At 75.6% G+C, this 19,593-nt stretch carries 18 protein-coding genes; 4 read left to right on the forward strand and 14 right to left on the reverse strand.

What is annotated here, in order from left to right; genetic code table 11:
- Positions 1-3: 3 nt before the first annotated feature.
- On the reverse strand, positions 4-1,455 hold the full coding sequence (locus BJ989_RS13865; RefSeq protein WP_179518696.1) for an amidase family protein: 1,452 nt from the start codon (positions 1,453-1,455) through the stop codon (positions 4-6).
- A 16-nt stretch (positions 1,456-1,471) separates the two neighbouring features.
- A complete protein-coding gene (locus tag BJ989_RS13870) occupies positions 1,472-2,023 on the reverse strand; it encodes an NAD(P)H-dependent oxidoreductase (protein WP_179518697.1) in 552 nt (183 codons plus the stop codon).
- A gap of 133 nt (positions 2,024-2,156) precedes the next feature.
- Between BJ989_RS13870 and BJ989_RS13875 the strand changes: the two genes are divergently transcribed.
- On the forward strand, positions 2,157-2,765 hold the full coding sequence (locus BJ989_RS13875; RefSeq protein ID WP_343049378.1) for a TetR/AcrR family transcriptional regulator: 609 nt from the start codon (positions 2,157-2,159) through the stop codon (positions 2,763-2,765).
- Positions 2,766-2,777: 12 nt separating this feature from the next.
- Here the strand turns inward: BJ989_RS13875 and BJ989_RS13880 are convergent, their stop codons facing one another.
- The 7 genes from BJ989_RS13880 to BJ989_RS13905 all read right to left on the reverse strand — a co-directional run bounded on the left by BJ989_RS13880 (position 2,778) and on the right by BJ989_RS13905 (position 10,603).
- Positions 2,778-3,323: an NUDIX hydrolase family protein gene (locus BJ989_RS13880; RefSeq protein ID WP_179518698.1), complete on the reverse strand. Its 546-nt coding sequence runs from the start codon at positions 3,321-3,323 to the stop codon at positions 2,778-2,780.
- Between the two features lie 76 nt (positions 3,324-3,399).
- Positions 3,400-5,004, reverse strand: coding sequence for a citramalate synthase (gene cimA / locus BJ989_RS13885; RefSeq protein WP_179518699.1), 1,605 nt, complete (start codon positions 5,002-5,004; stop codon positions 3,400-3,402).
- Between the two features lie 89 nt (positions 5,005-5,093).
- Positions 5,094-6,722 carry a protein kinase domain-containing protein gene (locus BJ989_RS13890; protein ID WP_179518700.1) on the reverse strand — a complete coding sequence of 543 codons (1,629 nt, stop codon included), beginning with the start codon at positions 6,720-6,722 and terminating at the stop codon, positions 5,094-5,096.
- 36 nt (positions 6,723-6,758) lie between these two features.
- Positions 6,759-7,847 (reverse strand): branched-chain amino acid aminotransferase, encoded by a 1,089-nt coding sequence (locus tag BJ989_RS13895; protein ID WP_179519655.1) that lies wholly within the window; start codon positions 7,845-7,847, stop codon positions 6,759-6,761.
- Positions 7,848-7,897: 50 nt separating this feature from the next.
- The gene (locus BJ989_RS13900; protein WP_425490002.1) at positions 7,898-8,989 is read right to left on the reverse strand and encodes a 3-isopropylmalate dehydrogenase; all 1,092 of its coding nucleotides are present in this window, start codon (positions 8,987-8,989) and stop codon (positions 7,898-7,900) included.
- An 11-nt stretch (positions 8,990-9,000) separates the two neighbouring features.
- Positions 9,001-9,126: a hypothetical protein gene (locus BJ989_RS18390; RefSeq protein ID WP_281363175.1), complete on the reverse strand. Its 126-nt coding sequence runs from the start codon at positions 9,124-9,126 to the stop codon at positions 9,001-9,003.
- Positions 9,127-9,541: 415 nt separating this feature from the next.
- Entirely contained in the window at positions 9,542-10,603 is a 1,062-nt protein-coding gene (locus BJ989_RS13905) for a DMT family transporter (RefSeq protein ID WP_218848822.1), read from the reverse strand.
- Positions 10,604-10,726: 123 nt separating this feature from the next.
- Between BJ989_RS13905 and BJ989_RS13910 the strand changes: the two genes are divergently transcribed.
- The gene (locus tag BJ989_RS13910) at positions 10,727-11,293 is read left to right on the forward strand and encodes an O-methyltransferase (protein ID WP_179518701.1); all 567 of its coding nucleotides are present in this window, start codon (positions 10,727-10,729) and stop codon (positions 11,291-11,293) included.
- Here BJ989_RS13910 and yczE read toward each other — a convergent pair.
- Positions 11,274-12,005: a membrane protein YczE gene (yczE, locus tag BJ989_RS13915; RefSeq protein ID WP_343049379.1), complete on the reverse strand. Its 732-nt coding sequence runs from the start codon at positions 12,003-12,005 to the stop codon at positions 11,274-11,276. The two genes, BJ989_RS13910 and yczE, sit on opposite strands and share 20 nt — an antisense overlap.
- A 74-nt stretch (positions 12,006-12,079) precedes the next feature.
- Here yczE and yczR point away from each other — a divergent pair, with 74 nt between their 5' ends.
- Positions 12,080-13,543 (forward strand): MocR-like transcription factor YczR, encoded by a 1,464-nt coding sequence (gene yczR, locus BJ989_RS13920; protein WP_343049380.1) that lies wholly within the window; start codon positions 12,080-12,082, stop codon positions 13,541-13,543.
- A gap of 49 nt (positions 13,544-13,592) precedes the next feature.
- On the opposite strand, the gene BJ989_RS13925 is transcribed toward yczR, so the two are convergent.
- Together BJ989_RS13925 and serA are read right to left on the reverse strand one after the other, a co-directional pair.
- Positions 13,593-14,435 (reverse strand): acyl-CoA thioesterase domain-containing protein, encoded by an 843-nt coding sequence (locus BJ989_RS13925; protein WP_218848824.1) that lies wholly within the window; start codon positions 14,433-14,435, stop codon positions 13,593-13,595.
- Between the two features lie 7 nt (positions 14,436-14,442).
- The gene (serA, locus tag BJ989_RS13930) at positions 14,443-16,029 is read right to left on the reverse strand and encodes a phosphoglycerate dehydrogenase (RefSeq protein ID WP_179518703.1); all 1,587 of its coding nucleotides are present in this window, start codon (positions 16,027-16,029) and stop codon (positions 14,443-14,445) included.
- Between the two features lie 321 nt (positions 16,030-16,350).
- Here serA and BJ989_RS13935 point away from each other — a divergent pair, with 321 nt between their 5' ends.
- Positions 16,351-17,667 (forward strand): metallophosphoesterase, encoded by a 1,317-nt coding sequence (locus BJ989_RS13935; RefSeq protein ID WP_179518704.1) that lies wholly within the window; start codon positions 16,351-16,353, stop codon positions 17,665-17,667.
- A 10-nt stretch (positions 17,668-17,677) separates the two neighbouring features.
- On the opposite strand, the gene BJ989_RS13940 is transcribed toward BJ989_RS13935, so the two are convergent.
- Together BJ989_RS13940 and ilvC are read right to left on the reverse strand one after the other, a co-directional pair.
- Positions 17,678-18,400: a DsbA family oxidoreductase gene (locus BJ989_RS13940; protein WP_179518705.1), complete on the reverse strand. Its 723-nt coding sequence runs from the start codon at positions 18,398-18,400 to the stop codon at positions 17,678-17,680.
- Between the two features lie 93 nt (positions 18,401-18,493).
- Positions 18,494-19,522, reverse strand: coding sequence for a ketol-acid reductoisomerase (gene ilvC, locus BJ989_RS13945; RefSeq protein ID WP_343049381.1), 1,029 nt, complete (start codon positions 19,520-19,522; stop codon positions 18,494-18,496).
- Positions 19,523-19,593 lie beyond the last annotated feature (71 nt).

Genomic DNA, 19,593 nt, shown 5'->3' on the forward strand with positions numbered 1-19,593 from the left:
CCGTCACCAACCGGGCGGGTGCACCTCGCCCCACGCCGGCCCGCGCGTCGCCGCGTCGGCCTCGAGCTGAGCGGCGACGCCGAGCAGCAGCTCCTCCTCCGCAGGCCGACCCGCCAGCATCACGCCGACCGGGAGACCCGCGCCCCGCGCGCCGCCCGTCCACCCCCACGGCAGCGAGACCGCGGGCGAGCCCGTGACGTTCCACGAGGAAGTGAAGGGGGTGAAGGCCTTCTGCGCCGCGAAGTCGGCCGCCGGGTCCGCGTCGTCGCGGATCGCCCCGACCGGCAGCGGCGGCGAGGCGAGCGTCGGCGTCAGCACCACGTCGTACGCCGCCAGCGCGGTCAGCGCGACCGCCGCGTGCCGTCGCACCGCACCGACCGCACGACCGAAGTCGGGCCCGCTGACCGCCTCGCCGCGTGCCCGCAGCCAGCGCGTGAGCGGGCGCAGGAGGTGCTCCTGGCCGGCCGGCACCGGCGGCAGCGCGGTGAGCACCGCCCAGCAGGTCTCGAAGTCCGCGACGGCCGCGCGCGGCAGCGGCACCGGCACGTCGACGACGTCGTGGCCGAGCGCCGCGAGCCGCGCCGAGACGTCCTCCCACGCGGCGAGGCAGGCCGGGTCGACCACGGTGTCGGTGATGACCGGCTCGGCGAAGCGGGCCACCCGCAGCCGCCGGGGCTCGCGGTCGCAGGCGTCGAGGAAGCGGCCGCTCGGCGGCGGCGCCCAGGACGGGTCGCCCGGCAGCCGACCGGCCAGCACGTCGAGCAGCGCGGCGGCGTCGCGCACCGTTCGGGCGATCGGCCCGGGGGTGGCCAGGCCGACGGGGTCGCCGTAGGCCGGCGCCCCGGAGACCCTCCCGCGCGACGGCTTGAGCCCGACCAGGGCGCAGCAGGAGGCCGGGATGCGGATCGACCCGCCGCCGTCCGACCCGGGTGCCAGCGGCAGCAGGCCCGCGGCGACCGCGGCGGCGGCGCCGCCCGACGACCCACCGGCCATCCGGGCGGGGTCGTAGGGGGTGACCGACGGCGGGTGTCCCTCCGGCTCGGTGTAGCAGGGCGAGCCCAGCTCCGGCGTCGCGGTCTTGCCCAGGCTCACCAGCCCGCCCGCCTCCAGGGCGTGCACGACCGCGTCGGACTCCGTGGGCACGTGGTCGGCCCACACCGGCGAGCCGTAGGCCGTGCGCACGCCCGCGGTCGGGTGGAGGTCCTTCACCGCGGTCGGCACGCCCCACAGCGGGCCCGCGTCGGCGGGCCGCGCCCCCAGGGCTCGGGCTGCGTCCAGCGCCCGGTCGGGGGTGAGCGTGACGAACGCGCCGACCGCGTCGCGGTCGGCGCGTCCGAGGAAGTGCTCGACGAGCTCGACGGGGCTCACCCCGCCCGCGGCGACCAGGGCGCCGAGGTCGAGCGCGGTCAGGTCGTGCAGGTCGGGCCGGCCGGGCGGGTCGTCAGGGGCGGGCACCCCGTCACGCTAGCGCTCAGGCGGCGGCCACCTGCGGCTCGGACTCCACGAGGGTGCGCAACGCCGCGCGCAGCTTGTCGCGCACGCCTTCGTCGGTCAGCACGTCGACCTCGAGCGCCGACTGCGACACGGTCGCGTCGGCGACCACGACGGCACCGGCGACGCCCGCGGAACGGCGCGCGTCCTCGTGCGCCCACTTCCCGCCGTACGGCGTGGGGGTCGCGCCGACGACGGCGAACGGCTTGCCCACGAGGGCGCCCTGGCCGTAGGGCCGGGAGAGCCAGTCGATCGCGTTGTTGAGCACGGCCGGCATGGTGCCGTTGTACTCCGGGGTCACGGCGAGCACGCGGTCCGCAGCCGCCACCCGCGCCCGGAGCTCGGTCGCGGCGGCGGGCACGGAGCCCTCGACGTCGACGTCCTCGTTGTAGAACGGCAGCGCGTCGAGCCCGTCGACGAGCTCGACGACGGTGCCCTCGGGCGCGAGGTCGGGCAGCAGGGCGGCGAGACGACGGTTCAGCGAGCCGGCGCGGAGGCTGCCGACGAGGACGGCGACACGGGTCTGCGACATGGGGTGCTCCTGAGGTGAGGTCGGGGTGCGGGGTCGGACAGGTGCTGGGGAGCAGCGCCCGAGGGCGCCGCACTCCGGACCGAACCGGACCGCGGTCCGGTTTGTTCCCGACGGTCCGTCCTAAGGTGGACCGGTGAGCGAGCCCACCCCGCTGCGGCTGCTCGGACCCGGTGCCAGCGCGCCCCCCGAGCGCGCCGACGCGGCCCGCAACCGCGACGCCCTGCTGGGCGCGGCGCGCGCGCTCGTCGACGAGCGCGGGGTCGGCGCCGTGACGATGGAGGCCGTCGCCGCCCGCGCCGGCGTCGGCAAGGGCACGCTCTTCCGCCGCTTCGGGAGCCGGGAGGGCCTCATGGCCGCGCTGCTCGACCGCTCGGAGGCGCAGTGGCAGGCCGACGTGATCTCGGGCCCGCCCCCGCTCGGCCCCGGGGCTCCCGCGCGCGAGCGGCTGCACGCCTTCGGCCGCTCCCGGGCGGCCACCGACCTGGCCCACGCCGACCTCGTGCGGGCCGCCGGGGCGACGCGCCAGCGCAGCTACGCGGCGTACGCCTTCACCGCGATGCACGTGCGCCTGCTGCTCACCGAGCTCGGCGTCACCGGCGACGTGCCGCTGCTCGCGACGGCGCTGCTGGCCCCGCTGGACCCGTTCGTGCTCGACCAGCAGGTGCGCCGGGAGGGCCTGCCGCTCGAGCGGGTGCTGGCTGGGTGGGACGACCTCGTGCGCCGCGTGGTCGAGGGCGGCTGAGGCGCTCGACCGTCAGGCCGGCAGCACCCCGAGGTGGGCGAGCGCCTGCTTGACCAGCACCCCGCGCCCGCCCTCCATCTCGGCGAGCATGCCGGGGGCGCAGGCCTCCTCGGGCGAGAGCCAGCTCAGCTCGAGCGCGTCCTGCCGCGGCTGGCACTCCCCCGCGACCGGGACGACGAAGACCAGCGCGACGGCGTGCTGCCGCGGGTCGTGCAGCGGGGAGACGCCGGGGATGGGGAGGTACTCGGCGACCGTGAACGGCACCGGGCTCGCGGGGATCTGCGGGAAGGCCGTGGGGCCGAGGTCCTTCTCCAGGTTGCGCACGAGCGCCCCACGGACCGACTCGCCGTGCAGCACCCGGCCGGACACGAGCGAGCGCGACATCTCGCCGGTCTCGGTGGCGCGCAGCAGCACGCCGACGTGCTCGACCGCGCCGAGCGGGTCCACCCGCACCGGCACGGCCTCGACGTAGAGCATCGGCACCCGCGAGCGCGTCTCGGACAGCGCGTACTCCGAGAGCCAGCCGGGGTTCGGGTCAGGGGTGCGCACGGTCGCCATGGCCCCATTCTCACCGCACCGGGGCCCGCGGCGCCGTCAGGGTCGTGCGCGGCGTGCCCCGGGTCGGCCGGCCGGGTCAGGCGCCGTGGCGCCGCAGGCCGAAGGTCAGCCCGTCGACCAGCGCGGCCCACGAGGCCTCGACGACGTTGGCGCCGACCCCGACGGTGACCCACGAGGAGGCGCCGTCGCTGGTCTCGATCAGCACCCGCGTCGTCGCGTCGGTGCCGTGGCCCTGGTCGAGGATGCGCACCTTGTAGTCGATGAGCTCGAAGGTCGCGACCTCCGGCCAGGCCTGACCGATCGCCGCGCGCAGCGCCGCGTCCAGCGCGTTGACGGGGCCGTTGCCCTCCCCGGTCACCACGAACCGCTCGCCGCCGGCACGCAGCTTGACCGTCGCCTCGGAGACGGCCTCCTCGCCCGGGCGCGCGTGGGCGAGGGTCTCGGTGATCACGCGCCACGACTCGACCTCGAAGTACGACGGGCGGCGACCCTCGATCTCCTCGACCAGCAGCAGCTCGAAGGAGGCGTCGGCCGCCTCGAAGGTGTGCCCGCGCGACTCGAGGGCCTTGACCCGCTCGGTGACCCGACCGACGAGCGCCCGGCCCTCCGGCGAGTCGGCGTCGAGGTCGAAGCCGAGCTCGCGGCCCTTGAGCTCGATCGAGGCCCGCCCCGCCATGTCGGAGACCAGCAGCCGCATGTCGTTGCCGACGCCGAGCGGGTCGGTGTGCTGGTAGAGGTCGGGGTCGACCTTGACCGCGCTGGCGTGCAGCCCCGCCTTGTGCGCGAACGCCGAGGTGCCGACGTAGGGCTGGCGCGAGGAGGGCGGCACGTTGGTCACCTCGGCGACCGCGTGGGCGGTGCGGGTGGCCTCGCGCAGCAGCCCGGGCGGCAGCACCTGGCGGCCCAGCTTGAGCTCCAGGTTGGCGACGACGGCGACGAGGTCGGCGTTGCCCGTGCGCTCGCCGTAGCCGTTGACGGTGCCCTGCACGTGGGTGGCGCCCGCGTCGACCGCGGCCAGCGTGTTGGCCACGGCGCAGCCGGTGTCGTTGTGGCAGTGGATGCCGACCCGCACGCCGGTCGTCTCGACGACGTCGTGCACCACGTCGGCGACCCAGCCCGGCAGCATGCCGCCGTTGGTGTCGCACAGGGCGGCCAGCTCGGCCCCGGCCTCGGCGGCCGTCCGCAGGACCTCCAGCGCGTAGTCCCGGTCGTCGCGGTAGCCGTCGAAGAAGTGCTCGGCGTCGAGGAAGACCTGCTGGCCTTCGGCGACGAGGTGGGCGACGGTGTCGCGCACCATCGCGAGGTTCTCCTCCAGCGTGGTGCGCAGTGCCAGCTCCACGTGACGCGCGTGCGACTTGGCGACGAGCGTGACCACCCCGGCGCCGGAGTCGCGCAGGGCCGCGACGCCCGGGTCGTCCGCGGCGACCGCCCCCGCCCGACGGGTGGCGCCGAAGGCGGCGAGCCGCGCGTGGCGCAGTGAGAGCTCGGTGCGCGCACGCCGGAAGAACTCGGTGTCCTTGGGGTTGGCCCCCGGCCACCCGCCCTCGACGTAGCCGACCCCGAGGTCGTCGAGGTGCCGGGCGATCGTCAGCTTGTCGGCGACCGACAGGCTCAGCCCCTCCTGCTGCGCGCCGTCGCGCAGGGTGGTGTCGTAGACGTGGAAGGCACCGTGCAGGTCCATCGGCCCGGGCCCGTCAGCGGGCGGCGGCGCGAGGGCGGGTCAGGTGCGGCACGCGCCCACTGTGGCACCGGGGTCCACCTAGTGGGCCCTCATCCCAGGATCTGGGCGAGGCCGGGCAGCCCGTCGAGCGCGCCCCGGAGCGCGGTGACCGGGTCCTGGGTCGCCGGTGACCAGACCGTGCCCTGCACGGCCGCGGCCGCCCCGAGCCCCGCGGCGAGCACGAGCGTCGCGACCAGCGCGAGCGACCAGGGGCCGGGTCGTCGCGCGAGCGTCAGCGCACCGCCGCCGACCGGCCCGCGCAGGCGGACCGCTCCCGGCCCCAGCCACAGCCCGACGGCCCCCGCGGCTCCGGCGGCGGCCAGCACCGCGGCCTCCCCGGGGGCGAAGGCGTAGGCCAGCAGCGCCCCGGCGAGCCCGATCCCCGTCGCCCAGAACAGCAGGACGAGCGTGCCCGGCAGCGACGCCACCAGGTGCCACGGTGCGCTCAGCACCCCCAGCGGCACGTCCCACCAGCGACGTCCCCGGGCCTCGCGCCGGGCCCGGCGCACGGCTCCGCCACGTGCGCCGGCCCGGACCAGCACCACCGCGGTCGAGAGCACCGCGGTCGCCATCCAGGGGTAGGACGCGAGCGCGGCGCCGACGAGGGCGGCCAGCCCGAGCAGCAGCGCTCCGGCCCGCCAGCGCTGGGCCCGCGGGGCGCGCGCGGGCACCTGGTCGGCCCAGTCCGGCCACGGACCGTCCGCCCCGTCGGTGCCGTCGCTCGCGTCAGCGACCGGCAGGACGCGGGTGGCGGCGGCCGGCACCTCGTCGACCCGGGCCGGGGGCGGGGGCACGGGCAGTGGCTCGGGGACCGTCTCGGCGGGCGGCGCGGCGGCCGCGGCCCGAGCAGGTACGTCGACCCGGCTGCGCAGCCACCCGCGGAGCTGGTCGAGGGTCGGGCGGGCGGCCGGGTCGGGGTGGAGGGCGTCGCGCAGGGCCTCGCGCAGCGGGCTCGGCACGGCGGAGAGGTCGTGCTCGCCGCGGCGCACGCGGTCCATCACCGCCACCGCGGGCCCGCGACCGAAGGGCGGCGTGCCGGTCGCCGCGAAGGCGACGGTGGCGGCCCACGAGTGCACGTCGGAGGCGGTGGTCGCGTCCTCGCCGTGGAGGACCTCGGGGGCGAGGTAGCCGGGCGTGCCGAGCAACCAGCCCGTGTGGGTCAGGCGCGGGTCGTCGGCGACGCGCGCGAGCCCGAAGTCGATGAGGACCGGGCTGCGGCCCTCGAGCAGCACGTTGGTGGGCTTCACGTCGCGGTGCAGGACGCCGGCGCGGTGCACGTCGGCCAGCGCCTCGGCCAGGCACCAGGCCGCCCAGTCGAGGTCGGCCCCGACCAGCGGCCCCTCCTCCGCGACGTGGGCGTGCAGGGAGGGGCCCGGCACGTAGCGGGTCACGACGTACGGCACGTCACCCCACGGGTCGGCGTCGAGGACCTCGGCGACGCGCCGCGAGTGCACCCGCGAGAGCGAGGCGACCTCGCGGGCGAGGCGCTCGCGCGCCTCCTCGTCGCCGACGACGTGCGGCCGCAGCACCTTGAGCGCCACCCGGTGGCCGTCGCTGCCGCGGCGCGCCAGGTGCACCACGCCCATCCCGCCCTCGCCGAGGCGGCTGAGGACGGTGTAGTCGCCCACCTGCACCGGCCCGGGCGGCGGGCCGCCGCTGCGCAGGGGCGAGGTCGTCACCTGCCCGAGGCTATCCGCCCGGGAGGACCCGGCCGCTCAGACCACGCGGTGCATCCAGCCGAAGGCGTCCTCGGCCCGGCCGTACTGCACGTCGACGAGCGCCTGCCGGATGCGGCGGGTCAGCTCGCCGCCGGCCTCGCCGGTGCCCGCGGGGGCCGCGACCTCGCCGCCGGCGTGCTTGAGCGTGCCGACCGGCGTGACGACCGCGGCCGTGCCGCAGGCGAAGACCTCGCGGATCGCCCCGGAGGCGACGCCGTCGCGCCACTCGTCGATGGAGAAGCGGCGCTCCTCGACGGGGTGGCCGAGCTTGCCGGCGAGCTCGATGATCGAGGCGCGCGTGATGCCCTCGAGGATGGTGCCGGTCTCCGGGGTGACGATGCGGCCGTCGTCGAAGAGGAAGTACATGTTCATGCCGCCCAGCTCCTCGACGTAGCGGCCCTCCTGGGCGTCGAGGAAGACCACCTGGTCGCAGCCGTGGGCGGTCGCCTCCTGCTGCGCGACCAAGGAGCTGGCGTAGTTGCCGCCCGTCTTGGCCGCGCCCATGCCGCCGCGCCCGGCGCGGGTGTACTCCTCGGTGAGCCACAGGCTGACCGGCTTCACCCCGCCCTTGAAGTAGGCGCCCGCGGGGCTCGCGATCACCATGAAGGTGACGTGCTGGGCCGGACGCACCCCGAGGAACGCCTCGGAGGCGAACATGAACGGCCGCAGGTAGAGGCTCTTCTCCCCCTCGGCGTCGGGCACCCAGCGCTGGTCGACCTCGACGAGCGCGTCGACGCACTGCACGAAGTCGGCCGGGTCGAGCACCGGCAGCGCGAGCCGGTGGCTCGAGCGCGCCATGCGCGCGGCGTTCTCCTCCGGACGGAAGGTCCACACCGAGCCGTCGGCGTGGCGGTAGGCCTTCATCCCCTCGAAGGTCTCCTGCGCGTAGTGCAGGACGGCGGTGGCGGGGTCGAGCGTCAGCGGCCCGTACGGCGTGACGCGGGCGTCGTGCCACCCGCGCTCGGGGGTCCACTCGACCGTCAGCATGTGGTCGGTGAAGTGCGTGCCGAAGCCGGGCGCGGCGAGGACCTCGGCGAGCCGCGCGTCGTCGACGGGTGCGGGGTTGGGCGTGACGCTGATCTGCATGGGGCTCACGGTAGTCCTCCTCCTGGCCGGGCCCGCGGGGCGCGCCCGGCCTAGCCGGTGACGCGGGCGGCGACGGCGTCGCCGACCTCGCTGGTGCGGCGCGTCGCGCCGGGGGTGCGGGCGGCGAGGTCGGCCAGGACGGCCGCCTCGACGCGGGCGGCCGCCTCGGGGTGACCGAGGTGGTCGAGGAGCAGCGCCGCGGAGAGGATGGCCGCGGTCGGGTCCGCCACCTGCTGCCCGGCGATGTCCGGCGCCGAGCCGTGCACGGGCTCGAACATCGACGGGGTGGTGCGGTCGGGGTTCACGTTGCCCGACGCGGCCAGGCCGATGCCGCCGGTGACCGCGGCGGCCAGGTCGGTGACGATGTCGCCGAAGAGGTTGTCGGTGACGACGACGTCGAAGCGGGCGGGGTCGGTGACCAGGAAGATCATCGCGGCGTCGACGTGGACGTAGTCGACGGTGACCTCGGGGAACTCCTGCGCGACCTCCTGCACGAGCCGCCACCACACGGCGCCCGCGTGCACGAGCACGTTGGTCTTGTGGACCAGCGTCAGCTTCTTGCGCGGGCGGCGCTGGGCGCGGGCGAAGGCGTCGCGCACGACCCGCTCCACGCCGTACGCGGTGTTGACGCTGACCTCGGTGGCGACCTCGGCGGGCGTGCCGACACGCAGGGCGCCGCCGTTGCCGGTGTAGGGGCCCTCGGTGCCCTCGCGGACCACCACGAAGTCGACCTCGCCCGGGTCCGCCAGCGGGCTCGTCACACCCGGGAAGAGCCGGGACGGCCGCAGGTTGACGTAGTGGTCGAGCTCGAAGCGCAGCCGCAGCAGCAGGCCGCGCTCGAGGATGCCCGGCGGCAGGCTCGGGTCGCCGGGCTTGCCACCGACCGCGCCGAGGAGGATCGCGTCGTGGCCGCGGACCTCCTCGAGCACCGAATCGGGGAGCACCTCGCCGGTCGCGAGGTAGCGCTCCGCGCCCAGGTCGTAGCGGGTGGGCTCGAACCGGGCGCCCGTCGGCGCGGCCGCCTCCAGCACCTTGAGGGCCTCCGCGGTCACCTCCGGGCCGATGCCGTCGCCGGGGACGACGGCCAGCTTCACAGTGCCGGTGGCGGGCACGGGTGCGGTGCTCGAGGCGGGAGAGGTCACGGGGGGCGACCCTAGTTGTCGTCGGGGCGCTCGCCCCCGTTGTCCCGCAGGTCGAGCGCGCGCTGCACCGCCTCGTGGCTGCGCGGGTTGTCGGGGTCGTGGCTGGCGGGGCCCCACTCGGGGTAGAGGTCGTACACGGGTGTCTCCTGGGGTGCGGCGCGCCGGGCGGCGCGCGAGGGGTCGTGGCTGTCAGGACCCTCCGGGCAGGCCCGGAGGGGTGGAGCGACGCCCCGCCGCGGCGAAGGGGAGGACGGTCGACGGCGGGTCACGCCGGTCGGGAGCGGTCCTCGGGACCGTCAGGAGCGGATCGCGCGTGCTGGGCGGGCGGTCCGCCGCGGAGGGCGGGGATCGCGAGGCCACGCAACGCCGAGCACCGCGGCGAGGTGGCCTCGCTGTCAGGCCTCGCCGCGGCGGTCGATGAGTACGAGCACGCTCCGCATGGTGCGAGCACGGTACGCCGCGCCGGGGCGCCGCGGGGCGGCTCGACGACCGGTGTCCCGCATCGTGGGACGGTCGTCCCGTGCAGCGAGACCCCTCGGTGGTCGCCGGCGCTCAGCGGCGACGGCTTGCGAGGGCGCCGGTGCCGACCCCGACCAGCGTGACGACTGCGCCGGCCACCGTGGCCGGGCCGACCTCGGCGGCACCGGTGACGGCGTCGAGGGCGACCGAGGTGACGACCTGGCCGGCGACCACGCACAGCCCCAGGACGAGCACGCCGTGCACCTTCACGAGCGCGGCGGTGAGGGCGATGAAGGCCACCCCCAGCGGGCCGCCGCAGTAGAGCCACCAGCCGTCGGCCAAGCCGGGCGGGCCCCGGAGCTCGCCCGGGAGCAGGACCGTGGCCGCGAGCAGCACGAGGAGGGCGACGAGGCCCACGGCGAAGTTGTTGACCGCCGTCGCGACGGGGCCCGCCACCTCGGAGACCCGGCCGTTCACGGCCTGCTGCCACGACACGGCTGCGCCCGCCAGCAGCGGCAGGAGCGCGAGCGCCAGCGCGGCGGCCCCGAGGCCCTCCGGACCGGTCAGCCGGCCGGAGACCGTGAGCACGACCGCGGCCACCGTCACCACCGCCCCGACGACGCGGCCGCGGCTCACCGCCCGCGGCCCGGAGGGCCCGAGGCCGGCACGGTCCACCACCAGCGCACTCGAGGTCTGTCCCGCGACCACGGCGACCGTGAACAGCGCCACCCCGACGGTGCCCACCGTCAGGCCCTGGGTGGCGACCAGCAGCGCGCCGGCGACGCCGCCGAGCAGCAGCCACGGGCGCAGCTCGCCGGAGCGCACCGCCGCCACCAGCCGCACCACCCCGGCGCGGGGCCCTCGCAGGACGGCGACCACCACCGCGAGCACGACCAGGCCCACCCCGAAGCTCACCGTCGCCGCCGCCACCCCCGCCCGCGCGCCCTCCCCGAGCCGCTGCGCGAGGTCGCCGTTCAGCTGCGACTGCACCGCCACCAGGGCGCCCACCGCGACCATCGCGGGCACCGCCAGCACGTCGAGCAGGGTGCGGTGCGGTGCCGGCCCTGCGTCCGGCGTCGAGGCTGGTGTCGAGGTGGTCGTCGAGGTGGTCGTCGAGGTGGTCGTCGAGCTGCCGGGAGGGCCGAGGTCGCGCACCGCACCATGGTCACGCACCCCTGGTCGTGCCCGCCCGCCCCGTCACCGGCCCGGACGGGCCGGGTGCTTGCACCGTGCATCCACCAGCCGAGACGGCCGTCCCACTGTGGGAGACTCCCCGCCATGAGCGCGCCGATGGAGCTGCCCGGCATCGTGACCCGAGCCTTCGACGTGTCGCGCCAGGCCGGCTACGTCTCCTCCTGCCGCAACGAGACCGGCCGGCTCCTCGCCGCGCTCGCCGCGACCCGCGGCGGCACGCTGGCGGAGTTCGGCACCGGCTGCGGCGTCGGCACGGCGTGGCTGCGCTCGGGGGTGCGCGACGGCGCCCGCATCCTCACCGCCGAGCTCGACGAGTGCCTGGCGGGAGCCGCGGCGCGGATATTCGAGGACGACCCGTCGGTGGAGGTGCTCGCCGCCGACTGGTCGACGCTGCACGACCGCGGGCCGTTCTCCCTGCTCTTCCTCGACGCCGGTCAGCCGGCCGACGTGCGCGTCGAGAAGGTGGCCGACCTGGTCGAGCCGGGTGGCCTCGTGGTCCTCGACGACTTCGTGCCGTGCGCGTCGTGGCCGCCGATCACCGGCGGCCGCGTCGACGTGCTGCGCGAGGAGTGGCTCACCGACGAGCGGTTCACGGCGGTCGAGGTCATGGTCGCCCCCGACGCCGCCACCGTCATCGCGACGAGGCGCTGACCTCCTCCGGGGCGCCCGCGGGCACGCGGAGGGCGACGGTGAACCACGGCAGCATCGCCTGCGTCAGCGGACCGATCGCGAGCGCGTAGAGCAGCGTCCCGAGCCCGGCGACGCCGCCGAGCAGCAGCCCGAGCAGCACCACGCCGACCTCCAGACCCGTGCGCACGAGCCGCAGCGAGGCGCCGGTGCGGCGCGACAGCCCGGTCATCAGCCCGTCGCGCGGCCCGCGCCCGAGCTGCGCGCCGATGTAGAGCGCGCTCGCCAGACCGCAGAGCACCACGCCCCCGACCATGAGCCCCGCGCGCCCGAGCAGCGCGTCGGGGCGCTCGAGCAGGGCCAGGGTGGCGTCCGCCGACAGCCCGACCACGACCGCGTTGGCCACCGTGCCCACGCCCGGCTTCTCCCGCAGCGGCACCCAGGCCAGGAGGACCACGAAGCTCATCGCGACGATCGTCTGGCCGAGCGTCAGCGGGAGGTAGCGCGCGAGGCCCGAGTGGAGCACGTCCCACGGCGCGAGACCGAGGTCGCCGCGGACCATCATCGCGAGCGACACGCCGTAGAGCACCAGGCCCACGGCGAGGCGCGCCAGCCTGCTGGGCAGGTGCCCGGCTCGCAGCTGCGCCACCGGCCCGAGGTCGGCCAGGGGACGGACGGGGCGGGCGGCCCGGGCGGGACGGACGGGACGGCGGCGGGGGCGCGGGGTCGTGCTCACCGCACCAGTGTGCGACCGGATTGGCCTGGTCACGAATAGCCAATCGTGGAACAGTGGCCTGCGTGCACCGATCCGTGAGCGCCACCCGCGTGGCCACCCTCGTGGCGGGCTTCGACCGCTCCCCCGCCTACGCCGGTCTGGCCGCGGCGGTCCGGCTCGCCGTCGGTGACGGACGCATCGCCGTCGGGACCCGGCTGCCCAGCGAGCGGGAGCTGACCGCGGCACTCGGCGTCTCGCGCACGACGGTCACCCGGGCCTACGCGGCACTGTGCGAGGAGGGGTGGGCCGAGGCCCGCCGCGGGGCCGGCACCTTCACGCGGGTTCCGGGCGGCCGGGCCCGGGCCTTCGACCGCGCGCTGGTCCCGCGCCCGGGCGACGAGGACGCGGTCGACCTCAACTGCGCCGCGCCCTCGGCGCCGCCGGGTCTCGCCGAGGCCCACGCCGCCGCGGCGGCCGACCTCCCCGCCTACCTCGGCGGCCACGGCTACTTCCCCGCCGGCCTGCCGGTGCTGCAGCAGGCCGTCGCCGCCGCGTACGACCAGCAGGGCCTGCCGACCGACCCCGGGCAGGTGCTGGTCACGGCCGGCGCGCTGTCGGCCACCGCGATCGTGGCCCACGGCCTGCTCGGCGCGGGTGACCGCGCCCTCGTCGAGACGCCCGTCTACCCCAACGCCGTGCAGGCCTTCCGCCACGCCGGTGCCCGCGTGCTGGGCGCGCCGGTCGACCCCGACGGCTGGGACCTCGACGTCGTCGCCGCCGCGCTGCGCCAGGCGGCGCCGCGCACGGCCTACCTCATCCCCGACTTCCAGAACCCCACCGGGCTGCTGATGGACGACGCCCAGCGGGAGGAGTACGCCGCGGCGCTGCGGCGCACGCGCACCGTCGCGGTGGTCGACGAGGCGCACCGCGCCCTCGTGCTCGACGACGACCTCGAGCGCGCCGGGATGCCCGCGCCCTTCGCCGTGCACTCCCCCGACGCGATCACGCTCGGCAGCGCCAGCAAGAGCCACTGGGGCGGCCTGCGGCTGGGGTGGGTGCGGGCGCCGCGCGACCTCGTCGACCGGCTGACGCGGGCGCGGCTCGGCGTCGACCTCGGTGCTCCCGTGCTCGAGCAGCTGGTGCTGGCGCGGCTGCTCGGGGACGACCACGAGGTCGCCGTCGAGCACCGCCGACGCCTGCGGCGCCAGCGCGACGCACTGGTCGCCGCGGTCGCGCGCGAGCTCCCCTCCTGGCGCACCCGCGTGCCGCAGGGCGGGCTGGCGCTGTGGTGCGAGCTGCCCGAGCCGGTGGCGACGGCCCTGGCCGCGGAGGCCGACCAGCGCGGCGTCGTCGTCGCTCCCGGCCCGACCTTCGCCGTCGAGGGCGGCCTCGGCCGCTTCGTGCGCCTGCCGTGGACGCGCCCGGAGGCCGAGCTCGAGCTCGCCGTGCGCCGGCTCGCCGAGGCGTGGGCCCGCGTGGCGGGCGGGGCCGGCGTGGGACCCGGATCCGCGGGGCGCGCCTCGCGTGACGGCTCCGGCGGCCCGGTCATGGTGGCCTGAGCCGCCCCGTGCTCCCCGCCCGGCCCTCCGAGCGGCGGCGGTGGCGGCCTCAGCCGAGCGGTCGCAGCAGCAGCGTCTGCACGGCACGTCCGACGGGGCCGTGCACGTCGTGGAGCACGGAGTCGGACATGCCGAGCCCGTCGGCGTGCCAGTGCGAGACCGACTCCGAGGCGAACCACTCCCCCTCGGGCCGGCGGTGCAGCGCGACGGTGAGGTCGGCGTTGAGGAAGCCGAGGCGAGCGACGTCCTCGTTGCGCGAGACCGCGTTGCCGCAGTCGGCGAGCGGGCAGATCCGCTGGAAGGGCGAGGGGTCCTCTCCGGCGAGCAGCCGCGGCGCGCGCAGCCACAGCGTCGTGGGCCCCGGCGAGCCGTCGTGGCCCGGTGGGTAGGCCGTCTCGACCGCGTCGGTGAAGCACGGCAGGCCGTGCAGCGTGCGGCCGATGGGGAACGGCCCGGGCACGGCGTCGGCGAGCACGGGCCCCGCCACGGGTGCGGTGGGCACGGACCCCAGCCCCTCGGCGTACGACGCGACGTGCAGGCCGCGGGCGCTCAGCAGCTCGCGCCCGTCGGCCGCGAGGAGGCGCACGAGCGTGGTCGAGACGCTGCGACCCGCGCGCGTCACCTCGGCCTCGACGGCGAAGCCCGCCATGGGCACCGGCCGGACGAGGTCGACCGTCAGCCGCACCAGCGGCTGGTCGGGCAGCGCGTGCGCGGAGGCCCGGGCCAGCAGCCCGGTGGGTGGTCCGGCGTGGCAGCTGTCGGCGTCCCACGGCCCGCGGGCGAGCGCGGTCGGCGCGAACCAGCGACCGTCGGGGGACGTGAAGAAGGCCGCCGGTCGCCCGGCGGCCTCCTCCGCGTCGTGCGCGTCGACCACGTCGTCAGCCGCGCTCACCGGCCGGTCAGACCAGGTCGACGGCGCGGACCGTGTCGGCCTCGATGGTCGTCTCGATGTCGGCGAGGGTCTCGGCCGGGATCGCGGTGTCCACCGACAGCGCGACGAGGGCGTTGCCGCCCTTGGCGTTGCGCGCCACCTGCATGCCCGCGATGTTGACGCCCGCGTCGCCCAGCACCCGGCCGACGACGCCGATGATCCCGGGGCGGTCGGCGTAGGAGAAGAACGCCAGGTGCTCGGTCGGCTCGATGTCGAGGTCGAAGCCGTTGACCTCGACGAGGCGCTCGCGCTGCTGGATGCCCACGAGGGTGCCGGAGACGGAGACCTGGGCCCCGTCGGCCAGCGTGCCGCGCAGCGTGATGAGGTTGCGGTGGTCGGGGCTGTCGGCCTCGGTCACCAGGCGCACCTCGGTGCCGCGCTCGGCGGCGAGCAGCGGGGCGTTGACGTAGGACACCTGCTCGGTGACGACGTCGGAGAAGACGCCCTTGAGGGCGGCCAGCTCGAGCACCTTGACGTCGTGCTCGGTGATCTCGCCGCGCACCTCGACGTCGAGGCTCTGGGCCACCTCGCCGGCCAGGGCGGTGAAGACGCGGCCCAGCTTCTCGGTGAGCGGGATGCCGGGACGCACGTCCTCGGCGATGACGCCGCCCTGCACGTTGACCGCGTCGGGCACGAGCTCGCCCGACAGCGCCAGGCGCACCGACTTCGCCACGGCGATGCCGGCCTTCTCCTGGGCCTCGTCGGTGGAGGCGCCGAGGTGCGGGGTGGCGACGACGTTCTCGAGCTCGAAGAGCGGGCTGTCGGTGCAGGGCTCCTTGGCGAAGACGTCGAGGCCGGCCGCGGCGACGCGGCCCTCCTTCAGCGCGGAGTAGAGCGCGCCCTCGTCGACGATGCCGCCGCGGGCGGCGTTGACCAGCACGAGCGACGGCTTCACCTTGTGCAGCTCGTCGTCGCCGATCAGCCCGAGCGTCTCCGGCGTCTTCGGGAGGTGGACCGACATGAAGTCGGACTCCGCCAGCAGGGTGTCGAGGTCGACGAGGCGCACGCCCATCTGCGCGGCCCGGCCGGCCTGCACGTAGGGGTCGTAGGCGATGACCTGCATGCCGAAGGCCGAGAGCCGCTGCGCGACCAGCACGCCGATCCGGCCGAGGCCGACGATGCCGACGGTCTTCTCGTAGAGCTCGGTGCCGGTGTACTTCGAGCGCTTCCACTCGCCGTCCTTCAGCGCGGCGTGGGCCGGGCTGACGTTGCGGGCGGCGGCGAGCATGAGGGCCACGGCGAGCTCGGCGGCGGAGACGATGTTGGAGGTCGGCGCGTTGACGACCATGACGCCCGCCTGGGTCGCGGCCTTGACGTCGACGTTGTCGAGGCCGACGCCGGCGCGGGCGACCACCTTGAGGCGGTCGGCGGCGGCGAGCGCCTCGGCGTCGACCTTGGTGGCCGAGCGCACCAGCACCGCGTCGACGCCGGCGAGGGCGGGCAGCAGGGCCGCGCGGTCGGCGCCGTCGCAGTGGCGGATCTCGAAGTCGGGGCCGAGTGCCTCGACGGTGGCGGGGCTGAGCTCTTCGGCGATGAGCACGACAGGCTTGGTCACAGCAGGTCCTCGTGGGTTGGGCGCGGGTGTGTGGGGACCGGGGTCTCCGGTCGTGCACGACGCTGTGCCGCCACCCAGCGTACAAGAGGTCGGCCGACTCGGGCAGCCGACCGAAGACGCGCTCAAGATTTGGGGCGGGAGTCGGCGAACGGCCCACAGCCACCGTACGGTCGTGGTCGGATGTACCCGGCCGCCGGGGGCGCGGCCGGCGCGCACGCGCGCTCGGGACAGGATTGGGGAACAGTGGGTCGACGACGCGCCATCGTGAGGCGCCTGCCGCGGTGGGCAGGACTGACTGGCGGAGCCGCCGCCGTGGTGCTCGTGAGCGGCCTCCTGGTCGGCCCGGTCGTGCCGGCACGTGCCGACGAGCCAGGCACACCCACCCCCACCGAGGCTACCGAGCCGGCGGGACCCACCGAGCCCAGCGAGCCCAGCGAGCCCAGCGAGCCCACCGAACCCAGCGAACCCAGCGAGCCCACCGAGCCGGCCGACTACCGCTTCCTGTCATCGCCCGACTTCCTGAACGGCGATGTTGGGGACGTCACCCGGTCCGGGTCATACCGGAACGGGCAGCCCAACTCGATCAACGACGACTACCGGGACGCCTTACGCGTCGTGATGGACGTCTTCGCGGCAGAACAACCCGACGACGTCTTCGTGGCCGGGGACCTGGTCGAGGGCCACTGGGGCCTCGACAGCTCGGGCACAGGGACCTTCGGCCCCGTCCGGACATACCCGGAGAGGGTGGCGGCGGTACGCCGAGCCGGCCGCCTGTACTTCCGCCAGTGGCGCAGCCGGTTCTCGGCGCGCGGGCTCGACGTTCACGCTGCGGTGGGTGACCACGAGTTGGGCGACAACCCTTGGGCGCGCTCCGGCGCTCCGTACCCGCGCTTCAAGCACCGCGCATTCGGGGTCTTCAAGGACGTGTTCGCGGACCACATCGTCGCGCCGCAGGGCTATCGCTCGCGGCCAGCGGGGCCTGCGCATGCGACCGCGTACGCCGTCCGGCTTCACCGCGAGGTCCTCCTGGTCACCGTCGACGTCTTCCGTCGCACCGACACGGGCGTGGTGTCGCAGCTGGATCCGCGGCAGTTGGCCTGGCTCGAACGGGTGCTTGCGCGCGCCCAACTCGACGGGGTCGACTGGACCATCGTGCAGGGTCACACTCCCGTACTGGGACCTGTGCGCCAGCGGGCCTCGTCCGGTCTGTACTACTCCGGCGGCCGAACCTCGCCGTTCTGGCGGACGATGCGCAACCGCGGCGTGGACCTGTACCTCTCCGGGGAGGTCCACGAGGTGACGGCGATCCGGCGAGACGGGGTGACCCAGGTCAGCCACGGTGGCATCTTCACGTCTGGTGGCACCAACTACCTCCTCGGCGAAGTGCGCGGGGACCGGCTTGCGCTCGCCGCCGTAGACCTTGTCGGGAGGTCAGGCGGGCCCGTCGGCCCACAACTGTGGCAGACCGACGCCCGTAAGACGCCCTCGGCTTTCGTGACCTATGACAGGTCGCCGGTGACCACGGGGACGATGGTGCTCGGCGCTGACCGCACTGTGCGCACGCCGGGGAGCGGCACGTTGGCACCATGGGAGTCCACGACCGACAAGACGGAACCACCTGCCCGCGCGGCTCGCTAGCGGTTCCGCGTCAGGCGCAGCCGTCGGGCCCGCAGACGGCCCCGTCCTCGTCGGGCCCGCCGACGCTCTGCAGGGCCGGGTGGGCCTCGTCCCAGGCCCGCTGCAGCACGTCGGCGAAGGTGGCGGTCGGCTGTGCGCCGGGCACGGCGTACTTCCGGTCGACCACGAAGAACGGCACCCCGGAGGCACCGAAGGCCTGCGCCTGGTCGACGTCGGCCTGCACGTCGTCGGCGTACTCGCGCGAGGCGAGCACCTCGGCGACCCGCTCGGCGTCGAGCCCCGCCTCGAGGGCGGCCGCGCGGAGCAGGTCGGGGTCGGCGACGTTGCCGCCCTCGACGAAGTAGGCGCGCAGCAGCCGCTCCTTCAGCGCGTCGACGCGCTGGGGGCTGCCGCCGTGGGCTGGGTCGCCGGCCAGGTGCAGCACGCGGTGGGCGTCGACGGTGCTCACGCGCTGGGCGATCGCCAGGTTGAACAGCAGGCCCTCCTCGGCGGCGGTGGCCTCCATCTGGTCGACCATCCGCTGCCCGCCCTCCGGGCCACCGCCGTACTTGCGGCCGAGGTGCTCGGCGACGCTCTCGGTGGGCTGGTCGGGCGCGCCGGGGTCGAGCAGGTAGGAGCGCCAGACGACCTCGACGTCGTCACGGTGCTCGAAGTCGGCCAGGGCCTTCTCGAAGCGCCGCTTGCCCACGTAGCACCAGGGGCAGGCGACGTCGCTCCAGATCTCGATGCGCATGGGGGGTCAACGCCGAGGCCCGGCCGGGGTGTTCCCGGCCGGGCCTCGAGCGTGCTCCTGGGTCGCTGCCGCAGCGGTCAGCGGGTGGGCGGCTCAGCGGGTCGCGGTGCCCTCGACGTAGTCGGAGTCGTGGCTCTTGACCCACGCCATGAGCTTGCGCAGCTCGCGACCGGTCTGCTCGATCGGGTGCGCCTCGCCCTTCGCGCGCAGCTCGGTGAACTCCGGGCTGCCGGCGTCCTGGTCGTCGATGAACCGCTTCGCGAAGGCGCCGTTCTTGATGTCCTCGAGGACGGCCTTCATGTTCTCCTTCACCTCCGGGGTGATGACCCGGGGACCGGAGACGTAGTCGCCGTACTCGGCGGTGTCGGAGACCGACCAGCGCTGCTTGGCGATGCCGCCCTCGTACATCAGGTCGACGATGAGCTTGAGCTCGTGCAGGCACTCGAAGTAGGCGACCTCGGGCTGGTAGCCGGCCTCGATGAGGGTCTCGAAGCCGTACATCACCAGCTGCGAGGCGCCGCCGCACAGCACGGCCTGCTCGCCGAAGAGGTCGGTCTCGGTCTCCTCGGTGAAGGTGGTCTTGATGCCGCCGGCGCGCAGGCCGCCGATGCCCTTGGCGTAGGAGAGCGCGAGGTCCCAGGCCTTGCCGGTCTCGTCCTTCTCCACCGCGACGAGCACGGGCACGCCGCGCCCGTCGACGTACTCCCGGCGCACGAGGTGGCCGGGGCCCTTGGGCGCGACCATGAACACGTCGACACCCTCGGGCGGGGTGATGTAGCCGAAGCGGATGTTGAAGCCGTGGCCGAAGACGAGCGCGTCGCCGGGGTTGAGCGCGGGCTCGACCTCCTCGGCGTAGAGCTTCCGCTGGTGCTGGTCGGGGGCGAGGATGACGACGACGTCGGCCTCCTCCGCAGCCTCCCGCGGGGTCAGCACGGTCAGGCCCTCGGCCTCGGCCTTGGCGCGGCTCTTCGAGCCGGGCTGCAGGCCGATGCGGACGTCGACGCCGGAGTCGCGCAGCGACAGCGCGTGGGCGTGGCCCTGGCTGCCGTAGCCGATCACCGCCACGCTCTTGCCCTGGATCAGGGACAGGTCGGCGTCGTCGTCGTAGAACATCTCAGCCACGGTGGGCTTCTCCTTCGGTGTGCGGGTGGGGTACGTCGTGCGGTGCGGTGACGTGCGGTGACGTGCGGGTG

The organism is Nocardioides perillae, assembly GCF_013409425.1.
Taxonomy (GTDB): Bacteria; Actinomycetota; Actinomycetes; order Propionibacteriales; family Nocardioidaceae; genus Nocardioides; species Nocardioides perillae.